Annotated in this window: 1 protein-coding gene and 1 pseudogene; both read left to right on the top strand. The window is 52.1% G+C overall.

The genetic code is table 11. The annotated features are described in order from the left end of the window. Positions 1–219, top strand: a pseudogene (locus tag Q4563_RS15695) (DUF1513 domain-containing protein); the annotation flags it as partial. Positions 220–239: 20 nt separating this feature from the next. Beyond that, the coding region (locus tag Q4563_RS15690; RefSeq protein WP_303605126.1) for an imelysin family protein at positions 240–543 on the top strand (304 nt) is incomplete at its 3' end.

The raw sequence follows: 543 nt of genomic DNA, 5'->3' as shown, positions 1-543 counted from the left end.
GATACGCACCAGCTGGTTGGCTATCACGCCTTTTTTGATGTCTGTGGCCTGACCGTCAGCCGTGACCAGCAGTACTTTGTATTGAGTAATTCCCGTGGTGATGTGCGCATGATTGATGTCCGCAGCCTGAAAGAAGACCGCGCCATGCGGCGCTCATTTGCTGGCCGTCACTGGGACAATCATATGTTTACCTTTACCCTACCAGACCAATCTGTATGACCTTGATAAAGAGAATCCCGATGTTGAAATCCGCTTCTGCCTGGTTGTGTCTGGGCACCTGTCTGACACTGGCCAGCTGTGGTGGCAGTCGTGAAAACGATGCCGTTGCCTTGACCGAAGGCTCTCTGTCTCTGGCGCTGGAGCAGCTGGTTGATGGCACCATCATTGTTGCCAGTGAGCAATTTGCCAGTGAAGTCAGTGACTTCAACAACAGTGTCGACAGCTTTTGTAGCGCTCCGGATGAAGCTGGTTTGAGCCAGCTGCAAACGGACTGGAAAACAATGGCAGATAGCTGGTACCGCTTGTTGCCATTCAATTTTGGCC

It is taken from the genome of Gilvimarinus sp. 1_MG-2023 (assembly GCF_030548285.1).
This window is presented reverse-complemented; position numbering and strand designations above follow the sequence as displayed.